Raw genomic sequence first — 23,338 nt, forward strand, 5'->3', positions numbered from 1 at the left:
TGCTTCGGTCACGGTGCCACTCCCACGGTCGCCAGGCCCTCGCCTTCGCCCCAACCCAGGGCCAGGTTCATCGACTGGACGGCCGCACCGCCGGTGCCCTTGGTCAGGTTGTCGACGGCGCCGACGGCGACGAAGGTGCCGGACCGCTCGTCGACGGACAGACCGATCGAGACCATGTTGGTTCCGACCACGGACCCGGTCTCGGGGAACTCTCCCTGCGGCAGGAGATGCACGAAGGCCTCGTTCTCGTATGCCTTCTCATAGGCCGACCGGAAATCATCGATCGACGCGTCGGTGCGCGCGGTGCACGTCGCGAGGATGCCTCGCGACGTGGGCACCAGCACCGGAGTGAAGGAGACCGACACCGGGAGCGATGCTGCCCGCGAAAGAGCCTGCGTGATCTCCGGAGTGTGCCGGTGCACACCGCCGACACCGTAAGCGCGGACCGATCCGATCACCTCGGACGCCAGCAGATTCACCTTCGGCGCCCGGCCGGCACCCGAGGTGCCCGACATCGCGACGATGGTGACCGCCGGTTCCACCAGGCCCGCGGCCAACGCGGGCAGCAGAGTCAGAATCGACACCGTCGGATAGCACCCGGGCACCGCGATCCGGCTCGCTCCGGCGATCACGTCCCGGTTGCCCGGCAGTTCCGGCATGCCGTACGGCCAGGTGCCCGCGTGGTCACCGCCGTAATAGGCCGTCCACTCCGAGGGGTCCTCGAGCCGGAAGTCGGCGCCGCAGTCGACGATCAGGGTGCTGGGAGGCAGGGCATCGGCGATCGCAGCCGACTGTCCGTGCGGCAGCCCGAGGAAGACCACGTCGTGGCCCGCCAGAACCTCCGGCGTCGTCTCCTCGAGCACGCGGTCGGCGAGCGGGAACAGGTGGCGGTGATGCTCACCCAGCCGCGTGCCGGCGTTTCCGCCCGCCGTCAGTGCGCCGATCTCCAGTTCACCCGAACCCAGGCGCGGATGCCCGCACAGCAGTCGGAGGATCTCACCGCCCGCATAGCCGCTCGCACCGGCGACAGCAACCTTGATAGTCATGAAATCATTATGCACTACAGCGCAAAATAATTCACCTAGTCGTCCTCCGCGTCAGCGCAAGCGGGCGCCCACGACCTCGCCCGCATGCGCTACCGCAGCCATCTTGGCCTCCGTCCCCTCATCCTCGGTGAGCGTGCGGTCGGCGGCGCGGAAGGTGAGCGCGAAGGTCAGGGACTTGTTGCCTTCGCCGACTTGAGCACCGACGTAGACGTCGAAGAGCGAGATGGATTCGAGCAGTTCTCCCGCGCCGGCGACCAGCGCATCCTGCACGTCCTGGGCGGCCACGTCCTCGGCCACCACGACGTTCACATCCTGCAGCACGGCGGGGAACGGCGACACCTTCGGCGACGGCAGGTTCTGGCGCAGCGGCAGCGCGTCCACGTCGATCTCCACCGCGCACAGCCGCGCGGGCAGACCGGTGCGTTCCAGCACCGCCGGATGCAGTTCCCCGGCATGACCGACGACGACGCCGTCGACCTCGAGCCGAGCGCAGCGGCCGGGGTGCCACGGCTGATGGTCGTCGGCCACGAGTTCGAGCTCCACCCCCGCGGCCCGGCCGATCTGCCGAGCCGCCTCGAACGCGTCGTAGGCGTCCGCGGTGCGGCCCGGCCCGAGCGGCCCCGCCGGCTCGCGCAGTCCGGTGAGCAGGGCGGCCACGTGCAAGGGCTGTTCGGGCAGGGATGCGTCGAGCGCCGTCTGCTCGGCCTCGGTGGGCCGGCGCGTCACATCCAGCGGGGGCACGGTCGGTCCCTGCTGACCGCCGATGACGACCTGACCGATCGTGTACAGCGCGAGATCACGGCGGCCGCGGGCGATGTTGCGCGCCGCCATCTCCATCAGTCCGGGCAGCAGAGTGGTGTTCAGCTCCGGCCGGTCGGACTCGAGCGGATTGAGCACGGAGACGGTCCGGCGGCGGACGTCGTCGGCGGGCAGACCCCATGTATCGAAGACGTCTGCGGGAAGGAACGGGTAAGGCAGGACTTCGACGTACCCATCGGTGGCCAGGCCGACGCCGATGGCACGGCGACGGCGCTGAGCGGGGCTCAGCCCGCGACCACCGGTGGCTCGCGGCACCACGGCCGGGATGTCCTCGAGACCCTCGAGTCGCAGTACCTCCTCGACGAGATCGGCACGCTGGCGCAGGTCGGGTCGCCACGACGGCGGGGTCACCAGCAACGGCGAGTCACCGTCGACGACGCATCCCACCTCGCGCAGACGCGCGGCGGTGGTCCCAGCCGGATACTCGACACCGGCGGTCGCATCGGGAAGTCCCGGGTCGATCTGGATGGCGGCGGAGGGAACGGTCGCGGTACGGACGTCCGACAGCGGACCGGCGACGCGGCCGCCCGCCAGTTCGGCGATCAGCGCGGCGGCCCGGTCGGAGGCCACCGCGGTGATCTCCGGATCCACGAGCCGTTCGTAGCGCTTCGCCGCCTCCGACGACAGCTTGTGGCGCTTGCCCGTACGGAACACCCGCACCTGGTCGAAGTTGGCCGACTCGAGAAGGATGTTCGTGGTCTCGTCGGAGACCTCGGTCGCGGCTCCACCCATCACCCCCGCGAGGGCGATCGGGCCGGAGTCGTCGGCGATCACCACATCCTCGGGGTCCAGCTGGCGCGTGACGCCGTCGAGGGTCTCGAGGGTCTCCCCCGCTCGTGCGGAGCGGACGCTGACCGTGCCGCGGATCTTGTCCGCGTCGAAGGCGTGCAGTGGCTGACCCAGTTCGATCATCACGTAGTTCGTGACATCGACGATCGCGGAGATCGGCCGGATACCCGCCACCATCAGTCGTTTGGCGATCCACCACGGCGACGACGCCGTGGCGTCGACACCGGTGACGACGCGGGCGGTGTAGCGGGTGGCGTCACTGTCGGCGTCGATCGCGACCGGCCATGACTCCCGATCGACATCGGCCGCCAGCGGCTCCCCGGCCAGACCGTGATCGACGTAGGGCACTTCGAAAGCACTGGCCAACTCGCGGCCGAGTCCGCGCATGGAGAAGGCGTAGCCGCGGTCGGGCGTGACGTTGACCTCGATCGCCGTGTCGGCCAGGCCGAGGACCTCGCGGGCGTCGGCACCGGGCTCCGCGGTCCCCGGTGCGAGCACCAGGATGCCGGAGTGGTCGTTCCCGATCCCGAGTTCGGTGACCGAGCAGATCATCCCGTCGGAGGTCTTGCCGTACGTCTTGCGCGTGGCGATCGCGAAGTCGCCCGGCAGCACTACGCCGGGCAACGCCACGACCACCAGGTCGCCGACAGTGAAATTGCGTGCACCGCAGACGATGTCGCGAGGCGCCTCCTCCCCGACCGCCACCTGGCAGAAGCGGATCGGCTTCTTGAACTCGGTGAGCTCCTCGATGGCCTCGACACGGCCGATGACGAGCGGACCGGTGATCTCCGGGAAGGGCTCGATGTCCTCGATCTCGAAACCGACGCGTACGAAACCCGCGTCGATCTCCTCGGTCGAGGCGGTCCAATCCGGGGAGCCTTCGCGGAGGACCTCGGTCAGCCAGGACTGTGGGAGACGCACTTGTTCACCAACTACTTTCGTGTGATCGCTGCGAAGATTCTGCTAGAGGGCCGGACCGAACGGGAGGGTGAAGCGCACGTCGCCTTCGACCATGTCGCGCATGTCGGGCAGGTCGTTTCGGAACTGGAGGGTCCGCTCGAGTCCCATTCCGAAGGCGAAACCGGTGTACACGTCCGGGTCGATGCCGCTGGACCGGAGGACGTTCGGGTTCACCATGCCGCAACCGCCCCACTCCACCCATCCGGCGCCGCCCTTCTTTCCCGGGAACCACACGTCGACCTCGGCGGAGGGTTCGGTGAAGGGGAAGTAGCTGGCGCGCATCCGAGTGGTGGTCTCGGGACCGAAGAGCGCCTTCGCCAGCACCTCGAGCGTGCCGCGCAGATTGGCCATCGTCAGGCCCTTGTCGACGGCCAGCCCTTCGATCTGGTGGAAGACCGGGGTGTGGGTCGCATCGAGTTCGTCGGTCCGGAAGGTGCGGCCGGGGCAGGCGACGTAGATCGGCACTTCGCGGCTGAGCATCGAGCGGACCTGCACCGGCGAGGTGTGGGTGCGCAGCACCTGCCGCGATCCCTCGGGCGCGATGTAGAACGTGTCCTGCATCGAGCGCGCCGGGTGGTCGGGCAGGAAGTTGAGAGCGTCGAAGTTGTGGTGCTCGGTCTCCACCTCGGGGCCCTCGGCGATCTCCCAGCCCATGCCGACGAAGACGTCGGCGATCTGGTCGCCGATCACCGTGATCGGATGACGGGCACCGCGGCTGCGGCGGCCCGATGGAAGCGTGACGTCGATGGTCTCGGCGACCAGTACCGCGGCGTCGCGTTCGGCGGTCAACGTCTCGGTGCGGGCGTCGAGTGCCGCCTGGACCCTGCCGCGGACCTCATTGACGAGCTTGCCCGCCGTCGACCGCTGATCCTTCGGCAGCGTGGCCAGTGCCCGTCGCGCGAGAGCGATGGGCGACCGGTCACCGAAGTACGCGGCTTTGGCCTTGGCCAACGCCTCCAGATCGCCGGCGGCGTCGAACGCGGCGACGGCGTCCGCGACGGCCGCGTCCAGCTCGGCGCTGGTCGGGAATTCGTTGACAGCAGAATCGTCAGCCACCGGGCTCGCATCTCCTATTGCGTAGAGGCCTGAAAGAACTCGGGTCAAGGGTAGTCGAAACGACCCGCGCCCCTCCCCTCAGGCCGCCGTCGGCCGCCGTCGCGGGCCCGCCCCGGCGTCGACGTCGTCGTTCGCTCGGGAGACGGTGTCGCGCGTATCGGTCCGCCCATGGTCTACCGTCATCAACACATCGATTTCAGCAGGTCGCACTGTTGGGGGCCGAGCAGAGGAAGGCAGCCAGTTGTCGAAAGCGCCGGGAACGACCATCGCCGGTTATCGCGTGGTCGAACTGCTGGGTTCGGGTGGCATGGGCGACGTCTACGTCGTCGAGAACGAACAACTCAGCCGCCGCGAGGCGATGAAGGTGATCTCCGTCGGAGGGGCGTCGAACCCCGATTTCCAGCAGCGTTTCAGCAATGAGGCGCGGACGATGGCGGCACTCGATCATCCGTCGATCGTCACGATTCACAATTACGGGATCGCCGACGACCAGCCGTGGTTCACGATGAGTTTCATCGACGGACCCAATCTCGCCTCGGCGCGGCTGACTCCCGCCGAGGTGGTCCAGGCGATCGTGCAGGTGGCAGACGGACTCGACTACGCCCATTCGCGGTCAGTGGTGCACCGGGACATCAAGCCCGCGAACATCGTGGTCACGCGGTCGTCGGACGGCTCCCTGCACCGGGCGGTCCTTCTCGACTTCGGCATCGCCAAGCTCGCCGATTCGCCGCAGCTGACGGCGGTGAACTCCATCATCGGCACTGTCGCCTACACGGCTCCCGAGGTGATCGGCGGCGCCCACGCCGGACCTGCGTCGGACCAGTACTCACTCGCGTGCACCGCGTACGAGCTCCTGGCCGGGCGGCCGCCCTTCGCCGCCGAGAACCCGACGGCGCTGATGATGGCCCACGTGCAGCAGCCGCCGCCTCCGCTCGGCGCGGTGCGTCCCGACCTCGACGCGCTCACCCCCGTCCTGATCCGCGCGATGGCGAAGGATCCCGCAGCGCGATTCCCCGACTGCCGCGGCTTCGCCGCCGCGCTCGACGCGGCTCTGCGCCAGACCGCAGCCGGACAGCACACGATGGTGGCGCCGGTGGCGCCGCCCGGTCCGAGCGGACCCACCCCGGCACCCGCACCGACACCGGCTCCCACGCCCGCGCCGACCCCGTGGCCGGGACCGCAGCATCACGGCCAGGCGCCGATGCCGTACGGCGACAGCGGCCCCCAGCCCGCCCCGCAGTACTCCGGACAGGCGCCCTACCAGGCGGCACCGCACTACCCGGGCCAGCCCTACCCGGGACAGCAGTTCTCGGGACCCGGCCCCTTCCCCGGCGGACAGCAGGCGGGACCCGGCCCCTACGGATTCGCGGGACCACCGCCGCAGCCGCCGAAGAAGCGGCGGCGTATCGGCTGGATCGTGGCCGCCGTCGCCGCGGTCGCCGTCGTCGCAGTGGCCGCGACCTCGCCTCTGTGGTGGCCGTCGTCCGACGAGCCCGCCGCCGAGGTCTACGCGACCCCGCAGATCGCCGGGGCGTACGGCAGCGAGTGCATGATCGGCTCCGGCAGCCTCTACTGCTGGGGCGACAACTCCAGCGGCCAGCTGGGAGACGGCACCACATCCGAACGCAAGACGCCGACCAAGGTGGCCGGGCTCTCGAACGTCACCGCGGTCTCGATGGGCGCCTTCGACTCCACGGGATCGAACTCCGCGGTCACCACCTGCGCGGTCGCGGACGAATCGCTGTACTGCTGGGGAGACAACCTCTTCTGGCAGGCCGGCGACGCCGGAACGATGAGCAAGAAGACCACCCCCTTCAAGGTGCCCGGGCTGGGCAAGGTGACCACGGTCTCGACGTCCAACTCCTCGACGTGCGCGGTCTCCGACGGCGACCTGTACTGCTGGGGCTTCTACTCGGGAGGGCAGCTGGGCAGTGGGTCGACCACCGACAGTCTGAAGACTCCCACGAAGGTGGCCGGACTCTCGAACGTCACGGCGGTGTCCTCACGGGCCGGGTCGGTCTGCGCCGTCGCATCCGACGAGTTGTACTGCTGGGGGCGCAACTGGGACGGCCAGCTGGGCGACGGAAGCACCGACGATCACAGCACCCCCACCAAGGTCACCTCTCTCAAAGACGTGTCCGCGGTGTCCGTCGGTGGCGGCACCATCGACAACACCCCGTTCTGGAACACCTGCGCCATCGCCGAGGGCGCTCCGTACTGCTGGGGCAGCAACAAGAATCAGCAGCTCGGCAAGGACTCCGAGGCCAAGAAGAGCTCGCCGGCGAAGGTGGAGGGTCTCACGGGCGTCAGCGGGATCTCCGTCGACATCGGAACGTTCTGCGCGGTGACGGACGGCGACGTCAGCTGCTGGGGCAACAACCTCTACGGTCAGGTCGGTGACGGGTCCACCTCACAGCAGTACAGCCCCCAGCACGTGTCAGGCGTGAGCGACGTCCGCCAGGTCGTCACCTCGTACAGCGTGACGTGTGCGGTCACGGGTTCGAGTCAGTACTGCTGGGGTCTCAACAAGACCGGACAGCAGGGCGACGCGACGCGTACGGAGGATCAGATCACCACGCCGCACGAGGTGAAGCTCGCTGCGTGATCAGCCGGCATGCCTGCCGCGCCGGCCGATCGGCACCACCATCGGTGTGCCGCCGATCGGATCGGTGACGATCTGTGATTCGAGACCGAAGGCCGCCGCGAGCAGTTCCGGGGTCAGCACGTCGTTCGGCGATCCCTCGGCGACGATCTCGCCCGAGCGCATGACCACGAGCGAATCGCTGTAGCGGGCCGCTAGATTCAGATCGTGCAGCACCATGACCACCGTCTTGCCGTGCTCGGTGCGCAGTTCGTCGACCAGATCGAGGACGTCGACGGCGTGCGCCAGATCCAGGTAGGTGGTCGGCTCGTCCAGCAGCACCAGATCGGTCTGCTGCGCCAGCGTCATAGCGATCCACACGCGCTGGCGCTGACCGCCGGACAGGGAGTCGACGGCGCGGTCGGCCAGTTCGGTGGTCGAGGTCAGTTCCATCGCCTCGGCGACGGCGACCTCATCCTCCCGCGACCACTGCCGATACCAGGACTGATGCGGGTGCCTGCCGCGGGAGACGAGATCGGCGACGGTGAGGCCGTCGGGCGCGATCGGGTTCTGCGGGAGCAGACCGAGGGTGCGCGCCACCTGCTTCGGCTTCTGCGTCGCGATGTCCTTTCCGTCGAGGATCACCACTCCCGCCGACGGCGACAGCAGCCGCGAGAGCGTGCGCAGCAGAGTCGATTTGCCACAGCCGTTGGGACCGACGATGGTGGTGACCCGGCCGGTCGGGATCGTCACGTCGAGGCCGTCGATGATCGTCGTGCCGTCGTATCCGACCGACAGCCGCTCGGCCGACAGCCGCGGTTCGGCGGAGCCTGCGATCACGGCGTCGGTTCGGTCGGCGACCTCCGGAGAAACTGACACCTCACATCCCTTCGATTAGGTTTCCGCACCATCGACTCCGATAGTAGCCTCACCTAACTTAGGTGAGTGAAGCCTATCCCTCCAAGACTGCCGCGTCCTCGTGTGCCAGATACACCCACGCACGGATGCCGGAGCTCAGCGTCACCTCGACGCGACGATAGTCGTCGACCTCGTACTCGTCCGCCGCACGCAGACCGGCGTCGTCGAGTTCCAGCCGGGCGCCGGGCACTTCCGCCTCGGGTGCCCCCGGCCGCAGAATCAGGTGAGTCGCGGTACCGCTCAATGCGACGACCTCGGGATCGGTGATCGTCACCGTGCCGATCTCGAAGCCCGGCAGGGTGTCGGGCTCCGTCGGCATCCGGGCGCCGAAGACGCCCTCCTGCACCGCGGGATCCGTCAAGGTGCCGTAGCTGAAGAGGACGTGCATTCCGGAATCGTACTGCCGCAAGGATTTCCGGAGAACCTCACCCGGCCAGGACCCCTGGGAAGGCCAACAGATCAGCGTCCGCGGTTCTGCACGCGGGAGCTGGCGTACAGGCAGATCGCGCTCGCGGCGGCGAGGTTGAGGCTCTCCGCGCGCCCGCGCAGCGGAATCCGGACGCGGTGGTCGGCGCCGTCGAGCACCTGCCCGGGCAGTCCGTGGGCCTCGTTCCCGAACAGCCACGCGTGCGGCCGGGCGAGGACCTCGTCGGCGTCGTCGAGGCTCAGCTCGCCGTCCATCTCCGTCGCCAGCGTCGTGATGCCCGCCGCGGCGACGGCTGCCAGTGCGCTCGCGACATCCGGTTCGCGGACGGTCGGGATGTGGAAGAGACTCCCCGCACCCGCCCGGACGCTCTTGCCGTTGTGCGGGTCGACGGACTCCCCCAGCAGGACCACCGCGTCGGCCCCCATGGCGTCCGCACACCGAGTCAGGGTGCCGAGGTTTCCCGGCTCGCGCGGCTCGACCGCGATCACCAGAAGCTTCGGTGAGCGCGCGAGGACGTCGCCGAGCGCCGCCGTCAGCAACTCGCACACCGCGAAGATCCCGGGCGCCGTCGACGTCTCGGACAGTTTGTCCGCCGCGCGGTGTGAGAGGCGCTGCACACGAACGCCCGCGTCGAGCGCACGGTGGACCAGATCGGCGTGCCGATCGGCGTCGTCGTCGCGCACCAGTACCTGCAACGCACGGCCGGTGCTCAGCGCCGCATCGACGGCATTGAATCCCTCGACGAGGAATCGGCCCTCGCTCCGGCGCACCGACGCGCGATGCAGCTTCGCCAACGAAACGACCCGCGACGAACGTTCGGTGAGAACATCCGTCGCGGGTCCAGAACGCGTCACTGCGATCTCAGCGGAGATCAGGCAGCGGGAGCGTTGACGTCCGCGGGCAGCGCGGCACGAGCCACCTCGACCAGACCGGTGAACGCGGCCGGGTCGGTGACGGCGATGTCGGCGAGCACCTTGCGGTCCACCTCGACGCCGGCGAGCTTGAGGCCCTGGATGAAGCGGTTGTAGGTGATGTCGTTCGCACGAGCCGCCGCGTTGATGCGGGTGATCCAGAGCTTGCGGAAATCACCCTTGCGCGCCTTGCGGTCCCGGTACGCGTAGGTCAGCGAGTGGAGCTGCTGCTCCTTGGCCTTGCGGTACAGGCGCGACCGCTGTCCGCGGTAGCCCTTCGACGCCTCGAGAACGGAGCGGCGCTTCTTCTGGGCGTTGACAGCCCTTTTCACACGTGCCATTAGTCAGTGTCCTTCTAAAGTCTTAAGCGGAAAGTCAGCGGTTCAGCAGGCGCTTGATGCGCGGGGCATCGTTCTCGCTCACCACGGTGATGCCGTCCAGGCGACGCGTGACGCGCGAGGACTTGTGCTCCAGGAGGTGGCGCTTGCCTGCCTTCTGACGGACGATCTTGCCGCTGCCGGTCACCTTGAATCGCTTCGCGGTGCCCTTGTGCGTCTTGCTCTTCGGCATTGGTTTCCTTCATTCGGGCGGACCCGAGTCCCGCCCGGAGCGATCCGGGCGGTTCGGGTCCACTGCTACTTCAGTGTGGTGGGTTCAGGATCCCTGCTGGGCCTTGGCCCTGGTCTTCGCGCCCTTATGCGGGGCGAGGACCATGGTCATATTGCGTCCGTCCTGCTTGGCCGAGGTCTCGACGAAGCCGTACTCCGCGACGTCGTCTCCCAAGCGCTGCAGCAAGCGGTAGCCCAACTCGGGGCGGGACTGCTCGCGACCGCGGAACATGATCGTCACCTTCACCTTCGAACCCGCTTCGAGGAACCGGATGACGTGACCCTTCTTGGTCTCGTAATCGTGGTCGTCGATCTTCGGGCGGAGCTTCTGCTCCTTGATGACGGTCATCTGCTGGTTACGGCGGGACTCGCGCTTCTTCTGCGCCGCCTCGTACTTGAACTTGCCGTAGTCCATGATCTTGCACACCGGCGGGCGCGCGTCGGGCGCAACCTCCACCAGGTCCAAGTCGGCTTCGTAAGCCAGGCGAAGCGCATCTTCAACACGCACAATGCCCACCTGCTCACCGCCGGGTCCGACGAGACGGACCTCGGGGACGCGGATGCGCTCGTTGATGCGGGTTTCAGTGCTGATGTGGCCTCCTCGATCAATGTTTTCCATGTGGCCGGCCAATACGACTGGCAAGCGTGAGGAGATTCGAGGCCGAGAACACCATAATGCCCGCCGAGAGCCGAGTGACCTCGGTTCATCGACTGGCGATGGTGTGACCGGAACCGTGAAACTGCGCGTCTGGGACAGCGTCGCACGGTGGGACTCGAAGAATCCTCTTGCTACCCCGGCGCGAACCGAGGCGGTCATGCTGTGACAGTCTAACAGGCGTGAACGATAACTCCTATTCGACCGGCGACACCTCCTCCGACGACGCGAACGTCCACGTCGCCCCGGGAGGTGTCGGCGGAGACGACGCGAACCAGGACAACGTTCGCGAGCTCGCCACTATTCCCGCAGTCGAGGTCACCACCCGCGCGGCGATCATGCTGATGAGCGCCGCGGCCGAGAAGATCGGCCCCGATGCGGGCGGAGACGAGGAGTTCAAGGATCTGCCCGACGCCCGCGCGCTGATCAACGCACTGGCCGGCCTCGTCACCGCCGCCGCCCCTGATCTCGGCCTGCATCGCAAGCCGATCCAGGACGGGCTCAAGGCGCTGCAACTCGCATTCCGCGAGGCGTCGTCGTACCCCGACGCTCCCGGCGAGGGGCCCGGCGAGAAGTACACCGGACCGGTCAAGGGCTGATCACGGCGCCCGGGTCGTAGACGTCCGAGTCGGAGGCGTCCGGGTCGCAGACGTCCGGCGTAGGCTGGAGCGATGACTCACTCCGGCGACGACGAACCCCTCGACGCCGAAATCGTGCCGCCCGACTCCGCGCCGCCGGTACAAGCACCCTCGTACGAAGACGTCACCGGATACACGCCGGCGGGTGTGCCGACCTTCGATCACGTCCGCGACAAGATCGAGCAACGCACTGCGACGGCCATCGGGAGCCAAGAGCTGTCGGAGATGTCGGCGGAGGCCGAAGCGCTCGACGACGCGATGGCGAAACGTGAAGAAGCCGCCAAGAAGAAGCTCGAGGAGCTCCGGCGGTCGATGGGGCTCTAACGCCGCGGCCCGGCCGCCACCACGACCACCGTCTGCCCGTCCTCGCCGGACACCACCCGCGGGCGCAGGCCGACAGCGCGAGCGGTCTCATCGGCCGCGGGCGCCTGTCGGGCGTTCATCTCGATCGCGACAGCGCCCCCCGGCGCCAACCACTCGGTCGCCTCGCGCAGCAGATCCGACGCGTGCCCCAGACCGTCGTCGCCCCCGCCGATCAGCGCCGAGCGCGGCTCGTGATCGGTGGCCTCATGCGGAAGCAGCTCCAGCGCCTGGGCCGGCACGTACGGCGGGACCGCCGCGATCACGTCGATCTCCCGGCGCAGCTCCGCAGGCAGTCCCGACAGCCCCGCGCCCCGGTACACCGCGCCCGAGAGGAGATTGCGGGAAGCGAACCCGACCGCAACCGGATCCGCGTCGGTCGCGGCCACCTGCGCGGACCGGCACCGGGCCGCGACGTACGACGCGATCGGCGCGACTCCGCAGAACGCCTCGACGAACACCGGCGCGGGCCGGGCTCCGAGCAGGTCGACGGCTACCCGCGCCAGCAGCCGCGACCGCTGTCGTGGCACGAAGGCTCCCGGCCCGACGGCCAGTTCCAGACCGGCGAACTCGACGTGTCCGACGACGTGCTCCAGCGGCTCACCTGCGGCCCGCCGCCGCGCCCACTGCTCGAGTTCTGCCTCGCCGTCCGCCCAGCGGCGGAGAATCGCGGCCTCCTCTTCGGCGAACACGCAGCCCGCCGCACGCAATCGCGTGGTCAGCCAGTCGTCTCCGCCGGCCGAGGTCACGGCGCGAGCAACTCCCTGATGAAGGCGCCGGTGTGGCTCCGGGCAACCTCTGCCACCTGCTCGGGTGTGCCCTCGGCGACCACGGTGCCGCCGCCGCTGCCGCCCTCGGGTCCCATGTCGATGATCCAGTCGGCGGTCTTGATCACGTCGAGGTTGTGCTCGATGACAATGACCGTGTTGCCCTTGTCGACGAGCCCGTTGATCACCAGCAGCAGCTTGCGGATGTCCTCGAAGTGCAGGCCGGTGGTCGGCTCGTCGAGGATGTACACCGTGCGGCCGGTCGACCGCTTCTGGAGTTCGGCCGCCAGCTTCACCCGCTGCGCCTCGCCTCCGGACAGGGTGGGTGCGGGCTGACCGAGCCTCACGTACCCGAGACCCACGTCGACCAGCGTCTTGAGATACCGGTGGATCGAGGTGACCGGCTCGAAGAAGTCCGCGGCCTCCTCGATCGGCATGTCGAGGACCTCGGCGATCGTCTTGCCCTTGTAGTGCACCTCGAGCGTCTCGCGGTTGTACCGCGCGCCGTGGCACACCTCGCAGGGCACATAGACGTCGGGCAGGAAGTTCATCTCGATCTTGATGGTGCCCTCGCCCATGCACGCCTCGCACCGGCCGCCCTTCACGTTGAACGAGAACCGACCGGGCTGGTAGCCGCGCACCTTCGCCTCGGTGGTCGCCGCGAACAGCGTCCGGATCTTGTCGAAGACGCCCGTGTACGTGGCCGGATTCGACCGCGGTGTGCGGCCGATCGGCGACTGGTCCACCTGGACCAGCTTGTCGAGGTGGTCGAGTCCCTTGATCCGCTTGTGATGGCCGGGCACCTGCCGCGCGCCGTTCAGCTTGTTCGCGAGCACCGTGGCGAGGATGTCGTTCACGAGGGTCGACTTGCCCGACCCCGAGACGCCGGTGACCGCGGTCAGGACCCCCAGCGGGAACGACACGTCGATGTTCTTGAGGTTGTTCTCGCTGGCACCCACGACGGTCAGCATGCGCTTCTTGTCGATCGGACGCCGGATCGACGGAACCGGCAGCACCTCGCGGCCGGACAGATACGCGCCGGTGATCGACTCCGGATTCGCCAGCAGGTCCGGGTAGCTGCCGCTGTGCACCACTCGCCCACCGTGCTCGCCCGCACGCGGGCCGATGTCGACGATCCAGTCGGCGGCCCGGATGGTGTCCTCGTCGTGCTCGACGACGATCAGCGTGTTGCCCAGGTCGCGCAGCCGGACGAGAGTGTCGATCAGCCGCCGGTTGTCCCGCTGGTGCAGACCGATTGACGGTTCGTCGAGCACGTACAGCACTCCCGCGAGCCCGGCTCCGATCTGCGTCGCGAGGCGGATGCGCTGAGCCTCGCCGCCGGAGAGCGAACCCGCCGCCCGCGAGAGCGAGAGGTACTCGAGGCCGACATCGAGCAGGAACGTGATGCGCGCCTGCACTTCCTTGAGGACCCGTCCGGCGATGGCGGCCTCGCGCTCGCCGAGTTCCAGACCGTTCAGGTAGTCGGCGCACTCGGCGACCGACAGCGACGTGACGTCGGCGATCGACTTGGGACCGTACACCGGGTGGTCGAGCGTGACCGCCAGGATCTCCGGCCGCAGCCGGGCGCCGTTGCAGGCCGGGCACGGCACGTCGCGCATATAGCCCTCGTAGCGGTCCTTCATCTGCTCGGACTCGGTGGTCTCCGCACGCCGCGACAGGAACGCCATGACGCCCTCGAACTCGGTGTAGTACGACCGCGTCCGTCCATACCGGTTGCGGAACTTCACATGGACCTGATGATCGGAGCCGTTCAGCAGTGCTTTGCGCGCGGTACGCGGCAACGACTCCCACGGGGTGTCGACGTCGAACCCCATCTGGTCGCCCAGACCCTCGATCAGCCGGAGGAAGTAGTCGGCGTTGTGACCGGTCGACCAGGGGGCGATCGCACCCTCCCGCAGGGTGAGGTCGGGATCCGGCACCACGAGCGATTCGTCGACCTCCTTGCGGACACCCAGACCGTCGCACTCGGGACAGGCGCCGAACGGCGAGTTGAACGAGAACGCGCGCGGCTCGAGATCGTCGATCGCGATCGGGTGGGAGTTCGGGCAGGCCATCCGCTCCGAGAAGCGCCGCTGCCGGTTCGGGTCGGATTCATCGACGTCCACGAAGTCCAGCACCACGATGCCGTCCGCCAGCCGCAGCGCCGTCTCCACCGAGTCGGTCAGACGCTGGCGGGCCGACGGCTTCACGACCAGGCGGTCGACCACCACGTCGATGTCGTGCTTCTCCTGCTTCTTGAGCTTCGGCGGATCCGACAGCTGGTGAACGGCTCCGTCGACCATCGCGCGCGCGAAACCCTGGACCTGCAGTTCGGCGAACAGATCCACGAACTCGCCCTTGCGGCTGCGCACCACGGGGGCGAGGACCTGAAAGCGCACGCCCTCGGCCATCGCCAGCACCTGATCGACGATCTGCTGCGGCGTCTGGCGGGCGATCTTCTCGCCGCACACCGGACAGTGCGCGGTACCGGCGCGCGCGTAGAGCAACCGCAGGTAGTCGTAGACCTCGGTGATGGTGCCGACCGTCGAGCGCGGGTTCCGGTTGGTCGACTTCTGATCGATCGACACCGCGGGCGAGAGCCCCTCGATGAAGTCGACGTCGGGCTTGTCCATCTGCCCGAGGAACTGCCGCGCATACGCCGACAGGGACTCGACATAGCGTCGCTGCCCCTCGGCGAAGATCGTGTCGAACGCGAGCGACGACTTCCCGGAACCGGACAGGCCGGTGAACACGATCAGCGAATCGCGCGGCAGGTCGACATCGATCCCGCGCAGATTGTGCTCCCGTGCACCCCGGACGATCAGGCGATCAACCACAGAAAGTTCCTTACGTTCACGTCGCAGAATTATCCGGCTGCAAGCGTACGCGGACCCTCCGACAATTCCGGCTGGGCATCACGGCCGAGGACGTTAACCTGGGAATATGAGCATCGAGGTAGAACTGACCGACGACTACACGGGCAACGTGTCCCCCGATCCCGATCACCACGGCGCGCATGCGCAGCGGCGGGCGCTCGACAACGCGACGATCGTCAAGATGTCGGTGGGACCGATGGACAACAACGTCTACATCGTCACCGACTCCGCGACCGGGAAGAGCCTGCTGATCGATGCGGCGAACGATCCGGAGACCATCCTCGCGCTGCTCGACGCGCTCCCCGGTGAGGTGACGCAGATCCTCACCACGCACGGACACTTCGACCACTGGCAGGGCCTCGAGGAGGTCCATCGGGTGCTTCAGGTGCCGATCGTCGTCGGGGAGGCCGACGCCGACGAGCTCCCGCTCGACCCCGACCGCACGCTGACCGGAGGCGAGACCATCGAGGTCGGAGACCTGTCGCTCGAGGTGATCGCCATCAGCGGCCACACCGCCGGATCCGTCACGCTGGTCCTCACCGAACGCTCCGGACGCGTGCACCTGTTCACCGGCGACACCCTGTTCCCGGGCGGCGTGGGCAAGACCTGGCAGCCTGGCGACTTCGAGATCCTGCTCGACGGCGTCACCGAGAAACTCTTCGACCGATTCGGGGACGACACCGTCGTCTACCCCGGGCACGGCAAGGACACCACTCTCGGCGCCGAGCGTCCGCATCTGAGCGAGTGGCGCGAACGCGGCTGGTGAGCCGGGCCCGGATCGGTAGCCTCGGAGGAGGGACGTCGCTCGGCCACTGCCGACCGCATCGAGGATCGGGCCGGCCGGGCGTCCGGATCACAGTCCCCCGATGAAAGGACGACCATGCTGTTACGCAAGATCGCACGACCTCTGCTCGGCACCGCGTTCATCGCCTCCGGCGCCGACGCGCTCACCTCACCGTCGCGCCGCGCCCAGGCATCCGAGCCGCTGGTCGATTCCACGGTTCGCGCCGAGACCGTCGTTCAGGTCGCCGGAGCCGTACAGATCGCCGCGGGAGTCGCCCTCGCCACCGGCCGCGCACCGCGGCTGGCGTCGTCCGTCCTCGCCGGAACCATCGTTCCGACCATGGTCCTGGCCAGCGACTTCTGGAACGAGACGGACCCGTCCCGGCGTGCGCTGAAGCAGTCGTTGTTCGTGAAGGATGTGGGACTGCTCGGCGGAGTCCTGATCGCCGCCGCCGACACCGAAGGACGCCCGTCCCTGGGCTGGCGCGCCCGGCGGACGCTCGAGCAGGCGCAGGTGCAGGCACACCAGCTGGCGGACCGGGCTGCGAAGCCGCTGCACGCCGCGGCCGAGGTGGAACCGGAACGGTTCACCGACCGCGCGAGTGCGCTCGCGCACGATGCGGCCGAACGCGCGCAGGAAGTGGTAGACCGCGTGCCCGTGGACGAGATCCGGGACCGCGCCTCACAGCTCGCGGGCACCGCCCGCGCGCAGCTCGCCGACACCACCCAGGAGATCGTCGATCGCGCACCCGAGTTCGCCGAACACGCACGCGACGTCGCCACGAGGGTCGGCGAGGAGACCGCTGTCCGCGCCCGCCGGTGGCGCCGCCAGCTCGCGAGCTGACTCCCGGCCCCTTCTGGGCAGATCCCGGTAACATGGAACGACTGTGACAGCGCCACACCCCCGTTCCGTGCCCTCCGACCCCACGCCGGCCGACACCGCATCCGATCCGCGCCTCGCGCAGGAGCAAGTCCATCTGGATGCGGTGTACGGCCGGCTCGACCGCATGCGTGCCAACGCCAAGCGCAGGCTGAGCGAGACTCTCCGCGAGTCGGCCGGCACACCGCAAGCGCTCTCCGAACGCGAGTCGTACGAACGGATGTACCAGGAGGACCTGGTCAAGATCGACGCCGCCGAACACAACCTGTACTTCGGTCGGCTCGACATGACCGACGGCACCGACACCGACACCGTCCGGCGCATCGGCCGGATCGGAATCCTCGACGACGACGAGCAGGACACGACGCTGCTCCTCGACTGGCGCGCCCCGCTGGCCCGGCCCTTCTACCTCGCGACCCCCGCGTCACCGGAAGACGTGGAACGCCGCAGGCACATCCGGACGCGGTCGCGTGCGGTCCGATCCGTGTCCGACGAGTACCTCGCATCCGGCCGCATCGAGACGAGCTCCGACGGCGCCGAGCTCGGCGGCAACGTCGTCAACGAGGCCGCCCTGGTGGACGCTCTCAACGCCGCTCGCACGGGCGAGATGACCGACATCGTCGAGACGATCCAACGCGAGCAGGACGAGATCATCCGCTCCACGCATCGCGGCGTCACGGTGGTCCAGGGCGGGCCGGGCACCGGTAAGACCGCGGTAGCGCTGCACCGCGCCGCATACCTGCTGTACACCTACCGCGACATGCTCTCGCGCAGCGGTGTGCTCATCATCGGGCCGAACGCCGATTTCCTTCAGTACATCGGCCAGGTTCTTCCCTCGCTCGGCGAGACGGGAGTCCTGCTCTCCACCGTCGGAGACCTGTTCCCCGATGTGCGCGCGCGGGCCAGAGACTCCCGCACCGCAACCGCGCTGAAAGGCGACCAGCGGATGCTGAACGTGCTCCGCGCCGCGGTCCGCGCCAAACAGGCGCTCCCCGGCCGCGGTGTCACCGTCCCGTTCGACGGCTATGAGCTGCCGATCGACGCCGAGGTGGTCAAGGCTGCGCGGGCGCACGCGCGGTCCACGCGACGGGCCCACAATCTCGCGCAGCGCGCCTTCCTGCGGGCGGCGCTCGACGAACTCGCAGAGGTGCACGCCCGCCAGGTGGGAGCAGACCCGCTAGACGGCAGCCAACTGCTCACCAGCGCCGATCTGGAGGACATCCGCCGGGAACTGGAGTCCGATCCCCACGTCGTCCAGGCGCTCGGCGAATTCTGGCCTGCCTTGACACCGCAAGGGGTTCTCCGCGAGCTCTACGACGACCCCGCACTCCTGCGGAAGTCGACGCGCGGTTGGACCGACGAGGAACGCGACGCACTCCGTCGCGATGCGCATCCCCTGCGCGACGGCGCCGACTTCTCTCCCGCCGACGTCCCGCTGCTCGACGAACTCGCGGAACTGATCGGATACCGTACCGACGAGGCCGAACAGGTCCAACGCGCGCAGTGGCGGCAACGGCTCGCCGAAGCCCAGGACGCCCTCGACATCCTGACCGGTTCGGCACCGCAGGATCTGGAGGACGACCTCGACCCCGAGATCCTGATGGCGTACGACCTGATCGACGCCGAGCAACTGGCCGAACGGCAGGTGCACACCACGAGCCGGACCACCGCCGAGCGGGCCCACGACGACCGGACCTGGACCTTCGGGCACGTCATCGTCGACGAGGCGCAGGAACTCTCCTCGATGGCGTGGCGAATGGTGATGCGGCGGATTCCCAATCGCTGGATGACCGTCATCGGCGACACCGCCCAGACGGGCGATGCCGCGGGCGCCGATTCCTGGCGCGAGGTCTTCGAACCCTACGTCGCCGACCGCTGGCGACTTCACGAACTGACCGTCAACTATCGCACTCCGTCGGAGATCACCCGGTACGCCAACCGTGTTCTGAACTGGATCAATCCGGATCAAGCACCGCCGGAGTCGTTGCGCTCCAACGGGATCGAGCCATACGCGATCCGATCCGACGATGCCGCCGCCGCGGCAGTCGCGCTCGCGGAGGGCTCCCGCTGGCCCGGCCTCACCACGATCATCGCCTCGGACGGCACCGCCGAGGACGTCCGCGCACTCGCGTCGCCCGGCGATCGGGCCACGGTGCACGCGATCACCGCGGCGAAGGGTCTGGAGTTCGACAACGTGATCCTGCTCGAGCCCGCCGACCTGATCGCGGAGTCGCCGCGCGGATACAACGACCTGTACGTGGCGCTCACCCGAGCCACCCAGCGTCTGGTGGTGGTACACGCGCGCGCCCTGCCGCCCGACCTCGCCGACCTCCCGGACGACCTCCCGCACGAATGACGAGAACGGAGCCCGGCCGAGCCGCGTGAGGCGGTTCGGCCGGGCTCCGGTTGACCGTGGCGGTCGATACGAATCGCCCCGCGTCGTGCCGGTCTACGTGGTGTGGACGATCAGGACATCGCAGGCGGCCTTGCGCGCGACGTCGGCCGGGACCGAACCCAGCAGGCGGCCGGCGATCGAGTTCAGGCCCTTGTTGCCGACCACCAGCAGATCCGCCTGCACGTCGACGACGAGCTGCAGAAGCGCGTCGACCGGGGCGCCCTGCACCGCACGCTGGACCACCTTGGTGGCACCGGCCTTGACGGCCCGCTCCTTCGCGGTGCGGAGGATCTCCTCGGTCGGCGACGATCCCATCACCTGGTACGCCTCGTCACGCAGCGTGTCCGACGCGGCGGCGGCCGCCTTCCCGTCGTTCGGGAAGTACGCGCACGCGATGACGACGGTTGCGTCCCCGGCGATCGCTCCAGCACGCTCGACTGCCTTCATCGACGACTCCGAGCCGTCCGTGCCGACCACGACTGTGGTGTAACCGCTCATGCCTGTCTTTCCCTCCAGAAGCGACGTGGGGCCGATATGTGAACGATCTCCGCATCCGGCCTCGGAATGCCTTACCGGTCATGAACATACCTTGACTCACCGCGGATCTGCGTCACTTGATCCCTGCGGCGTCCATTCCGCGCAGTTCCTTCTTGAGATCTGCGATCTCGTCACGCAGGCGTGCCGCCAACTCGAACTGCAGATCACGGGCCGCATTCATCATCTGCTCGGTGAGTTGTTGCACCAGATCGGCCAGTTCCGCGCGGGGCATGGCCGATGTGTCCCGATTCTCGATGACCCCCGAGGTTGCGACCTTCGACACTTCGCCCTGCGCGCGTCGCCCTCGACTGGCGTTGCGTCCTGAGCCGCCGATCTCCACCGCGTCCTCGGCCTCCGCGTACACCTGGTCGAGGATGTCGGCGATCTTCTTCCGCAGCGGCTGCGGGTCGACCCCCTTCTCCTCGTTGTAGGCGATCTGCTTGGCACGACGCCGGTCGGTCTCCTCGATCGCATTCGCCATCGAATCGGTGATCTTGTCGGCGTACATGTGGACCTCGCCCGAGACGTTTCGGGCGGCGCGACCGATGGTCTGGATCAGCGATGTGGTGCTGCGTAGGAAGCCCTCCTTGTCCGCGTCGAGAATCGCGACCAACGAGACCTCCGGAAGGTCGAGGCCCTCACGGAGCAGGTTGATGCCGACGAGCACGTCGTATTCACCGGTGCGCAGCTGTCTGAGCAACTCCACGCGCCTGAGGGTGTCGACCTCCGAATGCAGGTAGCGCACCCGGATGCCGAGTTCGAGCAGGTAGTCGGTGAGGTCTTCGGCCATCTTCTTGGTGAGGGTGGTGACCAGCACCCGTTCCTGGCGGTCGGTGCGTTCGCGGATCTCGTGCACCAGATCGTCGATCTGTCCCTTGGTCGGCTTCACCACGATCTGCGGATCGAGCAGGCCGGTCGGTCGGATGACCTGCTCGACGAACTCGCCTCCGGACTGGCCGAGCTCGTAGGGTCCCGGCGTGGCGGACAGATACACGGTCTGTCCGACTCGGTCGACGAACTCGTCCCACGTGAGCGGACGGTTGTCGACGGCGGACGGCAGACGGAACCCGTATTCGACCAGATTGCGCTTGCGGGACATGTCGCCCTCATACATCGCGCCGATCTGCGGGACAGTCACATGAGACTCGTCGATCACCAGGAGGAAGTCGTCCGGGAAGTAGTCGAGCAGGGTCGCCGGGGCGGTCCCCGGTCCGCGGCCGTCGATATGGCGCGAGTAGTTCTCGATACCCGAGCAGAAGCCGACCTGACGCATCATCTCGAGGTCGTACGTGGTCCGCATCCGCAGTCGTTGCGCTTCGAGCAGCTTGCCCTTGGCCTCGAGGTCGGCGAGCCGCTCCTCGAGTTCCTTCTCGATGCTCGCCATCGCGACCGCCATCCGTTCCGGACCGGCGACGTAGTGGGTCGCGGGAAAGATTCTCAGCGAGTCGACCTTGCGCACCACCTCACCGGTCAGCGGATGCAGATAATAGAGCGCGTCGACCTCGTCGCCGAAGAACTCGATCCGGACCGCGAGCTCCTCATACGAGGGGATGATCTCGACGGTATCGCCCCGTACGCGGAACCCGCCACGGGTGAACGCGACGTCGTTCCGCGTGTACTGGACGTCGACCAGCAGCCGCAGCAGCGCGTCGCGGTCGATCGAGTCGCCGACGGACAGTTCCACCGAGCGGTCGAGGTACGACTGCGGCGTCCCCAGGCCGTAGATGCAGGACACGGACGCGACCACCACCACGTCTCGGCGCGACAGCAGACTCGACGTGGCCGCGTGCCGGAGCCGCTCCACGTCGTCGTTGATCGAGCTGTCCTTCTCGATGTAGGTGTCCGTCTGCGCGATGTACGCCTCGGGCTGGTAGTAGTCGTAGTACGAGACGAAGTACTCGACGGCGTTGTGCGGCAACATCTCTCGCAACTCGTTCGCGAGCTGAGCGGCAAGCGTCTTGTTGGGCGCCATTACCAGGGTGGGCCGCTGCACGCGCTCGATGAGCCACGCGGTGGTCGCCGACTTGCCCGTGCCGGTGGCACCGAGCAGGACGATGTCGCGTTCACCGGCCTTGAGCCGTCGCTCCAGGTCTGCGATCGCGGTCGGCTGGTCGCCCGCCGGCTCGTATTCGCTGACGACCTCGAACTTCGCGTCGGTACGCTCGATCTCTCCGATCGGCCGGAACTCCGAGTGCGCGATCACCGGTTTCTCCGCTGGGAATGCCATGACACCAGGGTAGACGCGTGGTCTGACATGGGCCGGATCGAAACGAGGGCGCCCTGGAGGGGTAGTCGATGTCCGACCCCTGGTGCAGAATCGCCGTACAGCCAATCGGTCCTCGGAGGTCGCCATGACAGTTCCCGCCGTTCCACCTCCCGTCAGCGCGATCACTCTCGGCGTCCGCGACGTCGAGCGGTCGACGACGTTCTATGCCGATGGACTCGGCTTCCGCGTCCTGAACTCGATCCCCGGCGAGATCACGTTCCTGCAGATCGGCCCCGGCTTGATGCTCGCACTGTGGAACGTCTCCTCCATGCCCGGCGAGTACGGCGCTGTGGGTCACGGCGAGCTCGCCCCGCCGATGTCGCTCGGACACAACGTCGGCGACGCCGCCACCGTGCGGCGCATGTTCGACGCGGCCGTCGCCGCCGGCGCGTCAGCGATCAACCCGCCGACGGCTCGGGAGTGGGGCGGCACCAGCGCATGCGTCGCCGACCCGGACGGCTTCCGGTGGGACTTCGTATGGAACCCGGCCTTCTCCGTCGACGACGACGGAACCATCCGCGGCGTCTGACCGCACCGGCACTCGGGCTGCGCGATGATGAATCCGCATCGACTCGCTACCGAAGGGACCGACCAGCCATGTCTTCTGACACCCCGACCTCAACCAGCCCCGCGGGCGTCTCGCGCCGGACCTTTGTCGCGGGCGCGGGTGCCACCGCCGGAGCCCTGACTCTCGGCGTCGCGCTGAGCGCGTGCGGTTCGCGCGAGTCCGCTCCGGCGGGCGTGACCCCGCCGTCCGGAGCCCCGGCCGGCACGCTGGCCACCGTCTCCGACGTCCCCGTCGGCGGTGGGGTGATCGCCGGTGACGTGGTGATCACCCAGCCGAGAGCGGGCGATTACCAAGCGTTCAACGCTACGTGCACGCATGCGGGCTGCACCCTCTCCGGAGTCAGCGACGGCACCATCGACTGCCCGTGCCACGGCAGTAAGTTCCACCTCGACGGCACCGTCGCGAACGGCCCCGCCGACCGGCCGCTCAGCAAGGTCTCGGTGCGAGTCGACGGTTCCAACATCATCCGGCAGTGACGCCGCGGGCCTTGTGCTCAGT

At 68.2% G+C, this 23,338-nt stretch carries 21 protein-coding genes; 8 read left to right on the forward strand and 13 right to left on the reverse strand.

Features of this window, described 5'->3' with window-relative positions; all coding sequences use genetic code 11:
* Positions 1 to 8 precede the first annotated feature (8 nt).
* Genes argC through pheS form a run of 3 tightly spaced genes read right to left on the reverse strand, consistent with a single transcriptional unit; the run spans position 9 to position 4,670 of the window.
* Positions 9 to 1,046 carry an N-acetyl-gamma-glutamyl-phosphate reductase gene (gene argC / locus P5P27_RS10635; protein ID WP_006895470.1) on the reverse strand — a complete coding sequence of 346 codons (1,038 nt, stop codon included), beginning with the start codon at positions 1,044 to 1,046 and terminating at the stop codon, positions 9 to 11.
* 51 nt (positions 1,047 to 1,097) lie between these two features.
* A complete protein-coding gene (gene pheT / locus P5P27_RS10640; protein ID WP_278123887.1) occupies positions 1,098 to 3,575 on the reverse strand; it encodes a phenylalanine--tRNA ligase subunit beta in 2,478 nt (825 codons plus the stop codon).
* Between the two features lie 42 nt (positions 3,576 to 3,617).
* Entirely contained in the window at positions 3,618 to 4,670 is a 1,053-nt protein-coding gene (gene pheS / locus P5P27_RS10645) for a phenylalanine--tRNA ligase subunit alpha (protein ID WP_006895468.1), read from the reverse strand.
* Between the two features lie 241 nt (positions 4,671 to 4,911).
* Here pheS and P5P27_RS10650 point away from each other — a divergent pair, with 241 nt between their 5' ends.
* Positions 4,912 to 7,275 carry a protein kinase domain-containing protein gene (locus P5P27_RS10650; RefSeq protein ID WP_278123890.1) on the forward strand — a complete coding sequence of 788 codons (2,364 nt, stop codon included), beginning with the start codon at positions 4,912 to 4,914 and terminating at the stop codon, positions 7,273 to 7,275.
* Here P5P27_RS10650 and P5P27_RS10655 read toward each other — a convergent pair whose 3' ends face one another.
* The 6 genes from P5P27_RS10655 to infC form a co-directional block, all read right to left on the reverse strand.
* Positions 7,276 to 8,130 carry an ABC transporter ATP-binding protein gene (locus P5P27_RS10655; RefSeq protein ID WP_006895466.1) on the reverse strand — a complete coding sequence of 285 codons (855 nt, stop codon included), beginning with the start codon at positions 8,128 to 8,130 and terminating at the stop codon, positions 7,276 to 7,278.
* Between the two features lie 73 nt (positions 8,131 to 8,203).
* Complete coding sequence (locus P5P27_RS10660; RefSeq protein ID WP_278123892.1) at positions 8,204 to 8,557, reverse strand: gamma-glutamylcyclotransferase family protein; 354 nt, start codon at positions 8,555 to 8,557, stop codon at positions 8,204 to 8,206.
* A gap of 71 nt (positions 8,558 to 8,628) precedes the next feature.
* On the reverse strand, positions 8,629 to 9,456 hold the full coding sequence (locus tag P5P27_RS10665) for a TrmH family RNA methyltransferase (RefSeq protein WP_411815887.1): 828 nt from the start codon (positions 9,454 to 9,456) through the stop codon (positions 8,629 to 8,631).
* 11 nt (positions 9,457 to 9,467) lie between these two features.
* Positions 9,468 to 9,848 carry a 50S ribosomal protein L20 gene (rplT, locus tag P5P27_RS10670; RefSeq protein WP_006895463.1) on the reverse strand — a complete coding sequence of 127 codons (381 nt, stop codon included), beginning with the start codon at positions 9,846 to 9,848 and terminating at the stop codon, positions 9,468 to 9,470.
* Between the two features lie 34 nt (positions 9,849 to 9,882).
* Positions 9,883 to 10,077, reverse strand: coding sequence for a 50S ribosomal protein L35 (gene rpmI, locus P5P27_RS10675; RefSeq protein ID WP_006895462.1), 195 nt, complete (start codon positions 10,075 to 10,077; stop codon positions 9,883 to 9,885).
* A gap of 84 nt (positions 10,078 to 10,161) precedes the next feature.
* On the reverse strand, positions 10,162 to 10,734 hold the full coding sequence (gene infC / locus P5P27_RS10680) for a translation initiation factor IF-3 (protein WP_006895461.1): 573 nt from the start codon (positions 10,732 to 10,734) through the stop codon (positions 10,162 to 10,164).
* A 218-nt stretch (positions 10,735 to 10,952) separates the two neighbouring features.
* Between infC and P5P27_RS10685 the strand changes: the two genes are divergently transcribed.
* Positions 10,953 to 11,369, forward strand: coding sequence for a DUF1844 domain-containing protein (locus P5P27_RS10685; RefSeq protein WP_278123898.1), 417 nt, complete (start codon positions 10,953 to 10,955; stop codon positions 11,367 to 11,369).
* Positions 11,370 to 11,441: 72 nt separating this feature from the next.
* Positions 11,442 to 11,732: a hypothetical protein gene (locus P5P27_RS10690; protein WP_006895459.1), complete on the forward strand. Its 291-nt coding sequence runs from the start codon at positions 11,442 to 11,444 to the stop codon at positions 11,730 to 11,732.
* On the opposite strand, the gene P5P27_RS10695 is transcribed toward P5P27_RS10690, so the two are convergent.
* Both P5P27_RS10695 and uvrA read right to left on the reverse strand, forming a co-directional pair.
* Positions 11,729 to 12,517 carry a class I SAM-dependent methyltransferase gene (locus P5P27_RS10695; RefSeq protein ID WP_278123901.1) on the reverse strand — a complete coding sequence of 263 codons (789 nt, stop codon included), beginning with the start codon at positions 12,515 to 12,517 and terminating at the stop codon, positions 11,729 to 11,731. The genes P5P27_RS10690 and P5P27_RS10695 overlap by 4 nt on opposite strands.
* Complete coding sequence (uvrA, locus tag P5P27_RS10700; RefSeq protein WP_278123902.1) at positions 12,514 to 15,372, reverse strand: excinuclease ABC subunit UvrA; 2,859 nt, start codon at positions 15,370 to 15,372, stop codon at positions 12,514 to 12,516. Before uvrA ends, P5P27_RS10695 begins: the two co-directional genes overlap by 4 nt.
* 106 nt (positions 15,373 to 15,478) lie before the next feature.
* Here uvrA and P5P27_RS10705 point away from each other — a divergent pair, with 106 nt between their 5' ends.
* From P5P27_RS10705 to P5P27_RS10715, 3 genes are all read left to right on the forward strand, one after another.
* On the forward strand, positions 15,479 to 16,177 hold the full coding sequence (locus tag P5P27_RS10705; protein WP_006895456.1) for an MBL fold metallo-hydrolase: 699 nt from the start codon (positions 15,479 to 15,481) through the stop codon (positions 16,175 to 16,177).
* A gap of 114 nt (positions 16,178 to 16,291) precedes the next feature.
* Complete coding sequence (locus tag P5P27_RS10710) at positions 16,292 to 17,038, forward strand: DoxX family protein (RefSeq protein WP_278123905.1); 747 nt, start codon at positions 16,292 to 16,294, stop codon at positions 17,036 to 17,038.
* Positions 17,039 to 17,105: 67 nt separating this feature from the next.
* On the forward strand, positions 17,106 to 19,430 hold the full coding sequence (locus P5P27_RS10715; RefSeq protein WP_045536807.1) for a HelD family protein: 2,325 nt from the start codon (positions 17,106 to 17,108) through the stop codon (positions 19,428 to 19,430).
* Positions 19,431 to 19,523: 93 nt separating this feature from the next.
* On the opposite strand, the gene P5P27_RS10720 is transcribed toward P5P27_RS10715, so the two are convergent.
* Both P5P27_RS10720 and uvrB read right to left on the reverse strand, forming a co-directional pair.
* A complete protein-coding gene (locus P5P27_RS10720) occupies positions 19,524 to 19,967 on the reverse strand; it encodes a universal stress protein (protein ID WP_006895453.1) in 444 nt (147 codons plus the stop codon).
* 112 nt (positions 19,968 to 20,079) lie between these two features.
* On the reverse strand, positions 20,080 to 22,233 hold the full coding sequence (gene uvrB, locus P5P27_RS10725) for an excinuclease ABC subunit UvrB (protein WP_039867008.1): 2,154 nt from the start codon (positions 22,231 to 22,233) through the stop codon (positions 20,080 to 20,082).
* A gap of 124 nt (positions 22,234 to 22,357) precedes the next feature.
* Here uvrB and P5P27_RS10730 point away from each other — a divergent pair, with 124 nt between their 5' ends.
* The gene (locus tag P5P27_RS10730; RefSeq protein ID WP_278123910.1) at positions 22,358 to 22,801 is read left to right on the forward strand and encodes a VOC family protein; all 444 of its coding nucleotides are present in this window, start codon (positions 22,358 to 22,360) and stop codon (positions 22,799 to 22,801) included.
* A gap of 68 nt (positions 22,802 to 22,869) precedes the next feature.
* Entirely contained in the window at positions 22,870 to 23,316 is a 447-nt protein-coding gene (locus P5P27_RS10735) for a QcrA and Rieske domain-containing protein (RefSeq protein WP_006895449.1), read from the forward strand.
* The last annotated feature ends 22 nt before the right edge of the window (positions 23,317 to 23,338 follow it).

The organism is Gordonia sihwensis (genome assembly GCF_029632925.1).
Lineage (GTDB): Bacteria > Actinomycetota > Actinomycetes > Mycobacteriales > Mycobacteriaceae > Gordonia > Gordonia sihwensis.